This window comes from Mesorhizobium sp. M7A.F.Ca.CA.001.10.2.1 (assembly GCF_003998575.1).
Taxonomy (GTDB): domain Bacteria; phylum Pseudomonadota; class Alphaproteobacteria; order Rhizobiales; family Rhizobiaceae; genus Mesorhizobium.
Map to the genome: position 1 here is coordinate 1 of NZ_RZQY01000642.1, position 3,527 is coordinate 3,527.

4 protein-coding genes are annotated in these 3,527 nt (G+C 64.8%); 2 read left to right on the top strand and 2 right to left on the bottom strand.

The features are described 5' to 3' along the window. Window positions 1-578, top strand: a 578-nt coding sequence (locus tag EN964_RS29050; RefSeq protein WP_127277043.1) for an autotransporter outer membrane beta-barrel domain-containing protein, incomplete at its 5' end; no start/stop codon positions are given. 14 nt (window positions 579-592) lie between these two features. Here the strand turns inward: EN964_RS29050 and EN964_RS29055 are convergent. Then, window positions 593-988 (bottom strand): acyl-CoA thioesterase, encoded by a 396-nt coding sequence (locus EN964_RS29055; RefSeq protein ID WP_013530049.1) that lies wholly within the window; start codon window positions 986-988, stop codon window positions 593-595. Window positions 989-1,300: 312 nt separating this feature from the next. Then, a complete protein-coding gene (locus tag EN964_RS29065) occupies window positions 1,301-2,242 on the bottom strand; it encodes a phosphoribosylaminoimidazolesuccinocarboxamide synthase (RefSeq protein ID WP_127271176.1) in 942 nt (313 codons plus the stop codon). A gap of 204 nt (window positions 2,243-2,446) precedes the next feature. On the opposite strand from EN964_RS29065, the gene EN964_RS29070 reads away from it, so the two are divergent. After that, window positions 2,447-3,527 (top strand): GMC family oxidoreductase (locus EN964_RS29070; protein ID WP_127277045.1); only part of this gene is annotated, 1,081 nt, incomplete at its 3' end.

Below are 3,527 nucleotides of genomic sequence, written 5' to 3' on the forward strand. Positions count from 1 at the left end.
GCCTGGGCCTGCGCGGCGGCGTCGCCTACAGCTGGAACCGGATCGACACCAGCCGCAACGTCGTCGTTCCAGGCTTCGCCGATGCGCTGACGGCTAAATACGATGCCGGAACCGCGCAGGTCTTCGGCGAGGCCGGCTATCGCGTCGAGACGCGCATGGCTGCCTTCGAGCCCTTCGCCAGTCTCGCCTATGTCAACCTTCACACCGACGGCTTCACGGAACAGGGTGGCGCCGCGGCGCTCACCTCCGCCGCCTCGACCACCGAGACCACCTTCACCACGCTCGGCTTGCGTGCCTCGGCCGGCTTCGACCTCGGCGGGGTGCAGGCAACCGCGCAGGGTACGCTCGGCTGGCGTCATGCCTTCGGCGACACCACGCCGACCGCGGACATGGCCTTCGCCGGCGGCGACCTGTTCACCATTGCCGGCGTGCCGATCGCTAGGGATACAGCCATCGTCGGGGCCGGGCTCGATTTCCGGATCGCCGACAGAACCACGCTGGGGATCAGCTACTCCGGCCAGTTCGGGAAGAAGGCGGCCGATCAGGGCGTCCGCGCCACGATGCAAGTGCGGTTCTGATTTTTCGGCTTTCGTCAGCCTTCGGCGGGAACCGCTTTCGGCTTGCCTTCGCCATCCAGCGCCACCATGACGAAATCGGCATGGGTGACCTTTTCCATCAGGTCGGAGAGGTAGCGCTGCGCCCAGGCTTCGACCTTGAGCGTCATCGAGGTGCGGCCGACGCGCTCGACATGGGTGTAGATGCACAGCGTGTCGCCGATCTTCATCGGCTTGGCGAACGACATCTCTTTCACCGCCGCCGTCACCACGCGGCCCTTGGCGCGCTCGGCCGCACGGATACCGCAGGCCAGGTCCATCTGCGCCATCACCCAGCCGCCGAAAATGTCGCCGGCCGCATTGGCGTCCGAAGGCATGGCCAGGGTGCGCAGCGTCAGATCGCCAAGCGGCCGTCCTTCAGCGTAGTGCACCATGCGAGAAATCCTTGTGAGGTGATGATCATCGATCCGTATCGCCGCTGCAGGACCAGGTCAACGCGCCGCAGCTGCTGTTTCCTGGCCTCCATGGCATAGGCTAACCCTGGCATTCGCGCGGTTGTGCCTGATTTCCAGCGGCTTCGGGTTTTGGAGGGGGCTTCCCCCACTCCGTCGCTGCTTCGCAGCGCCACCCCAAGCTCGCGCCCTTCCTCTACCCCGTCGATCGGGGGAGAGGTGGCGAGCGAAGCTCGACGGAGTGGGGGTCGACTGCGCGGCTTAAGACCAGGCGTTAGCTGAGAGGGGCACCTCTCAAAAATAACCTGCAAGGTTAGCTCTGATGCGATCCAGCACGCTGTCCCCGGAAAGGTCCGGCGAGAATTCCTTACCCGTGATCGCCTCATAGGCCTGCGCGTAGACCCCGGAAGCCTGTTCGACGATCTCGTCGGGTATTTTGGGGATCGGGTCGCTGTAGGGATCGCAGCGCGCCGAGACCCATGAGCGGATGAAATCCTTGTCAAAACTCTCCGGCCGGCTGCCGCTGGCGAGCGCCTGTTCGTAACTCGATGCGATCCAGTACCGGCTGCTGTCAGGCGTGTGGATTTCGTCGGCAAGAATGATGGTCCCGTCCTTGTCGGTGCCGAATTCGTATTTCGTGTCGGCCAGGATCAGGCCGCGCTCAGTGGCGCGCTGCTGGCCGCGGGCGAACAGCCGCAAGGCGTAGTCCGATACGGTATCCCACTGCGCCTGCGTGAGAAGACCCTGCTCGAGAATCTCGGCTTTGGACAGCGGTTCGTCATGGCCGCCATGCGCGGCCTTGCTGGTCGGCGTGATGATCGGCTCCGCCAGTCTTTCATTGTCGCGCAGGCCATCCGGCAGGCGGATGCCGTACATGTCGCGGTCACCGCGCTTGTAGCGCGTCAGGATCGAGGTGCTGGTGGTTCCCGCCAGATAGCCGCGCACGACGATCTCGACCGGCAGGATGTCGAGCCTTGTGCCGACGACGACGTTCGGGTCGGGGTATTCGAGAACATGGTTCGGGCAGATGTCGGCGGTTTCCTCGAACCAGTACCGCGCCGTCTGGGTCAGGATCTCGCCCTTGCAGGGGATCGACGTCAGGATGGTGTCGAAGGCACTGAGGCGGTCGGTGGCGATGATGATGCGCCGGCCGTCCGCAAGGTCATAGTTCTCGCGGACCTTGCCGCTGTAGTGGCCCGGCAGTTCGGGGATGAACGCGTCAGGAAGGGTCCGCATATGATTTCCTGCCTTCCGCAGAGTGGCCGATCCCATCGCATAAGCTGTCGCCCCGGTGCATATCAAGCGCGATTGTCGGGTATCCCCGCAAACTCGACCAGTTCGGCGGTCGCTTTTTTCACAACTGATGCCGGAAGGCGCGGCGACTTGGGAGCGCCGCCGCGTCTAGGCTGCAGCCAATTTTCCGGAGCCGCCCGCATCATCATGCAGACCTATGATTTCATCATCGTCGGCTCCGGCTCGGCCGGCTCGGTCCTGGCCGAAAAACTCTCGGCCTCGGGACGCTTCTCGGTGCTGGTGCTGGAGGCCGGCGGCACCGACCGCCGCTTCTACGTCCAGATGCCGCTCGGCTACGGCAAGACCTTCTTCGATCCCGACGTCAACTGGAACTACAAGGCCGAGCCGGACCCGGGCCTCGCCGGCAATTCCGATCACTGGCCGCGCGGCAAGCTGCTCGGCGGTTCGAGCTCGATCAACGCCATGGTCTGGATCAGGGGCGCGCGCGAGGATTTCGATGCCTGGGCAGCCGCCGGCAATCCCGGCTGGGGCTATGACGATCTGCTGCCCACCTTCAAGGCGCTCGAGAACAACCAGGCCGGTGCCGACACATGGCGCGGCACGGGCGGCCCGCTGCATGTCACCGACTGTTCGGACGCAGTCCACCCGCTGACCAAACGCTATCTCGCCGCCGGCCAGCAGGCCGGCCTGCCGCTCAATCCGGATTTCAACGGCGCCGCCCAGGAGGGCGTCGGCATCTACCAGATCTCGACCCGCAATGGCCGCCGCATGTCGGCGGCGTGCGCTTTCCTGCGCCCGGCGATGAAGCGCGGGAATGTCCGCGTCGAGATGAAGGCGCTGGCGACAAAAATCTTGTTCGAGGGCAAGCGTGCCGTCGGCGTCGAATATCTGCAGAACGGCGAAACGAAGACAGCGCGTGCCGGCCGCGAAATCATCCTGTCGGGCGGTTCGGTCAACTCGCCGCAGCTGCTGCAGCTGTCCGGTGTCGGCCCCTCCGCTCTGCTTAGCGGCCTGGGCATCCCAATCGTCCATGCCAACGAGAATGTCGGCGCGCATCTGCAGGACCATGTCGGCATCAACTACACCTTCAAGGGCAGGCTGCCGACGCTCAACCAGACGCTGCGTCCCTGGTGGGGCAAGCTACTGGTCGGCATGCAATACATCCTGACCCGCTCCGGCCCGCTGTCGCTGTCGATGAACAATGCCGGCGGCTTCTTCCGCACCGACCCTGCGGCGACGCGGCCCAACATGCAGCTCTATTTCCAGG

Excerpts from the sequence above, each read along its gene's own strand:
- EN964_RS29055 (WP_013530049.1), bottom strand. The coding sequence starts at position 988 with ATGGTGCACTACGCTGAAGGACGGCCGCTTGGCGATCTGACGCTGCGC.
- EN964_RS29065 (WP_127271176.1), bottom strand. The coding sequence starts at position 2,242 with ATGCGGACCCTTCCTGACGCGTTCATCCCCGAACTGCCGGGCCACTAC.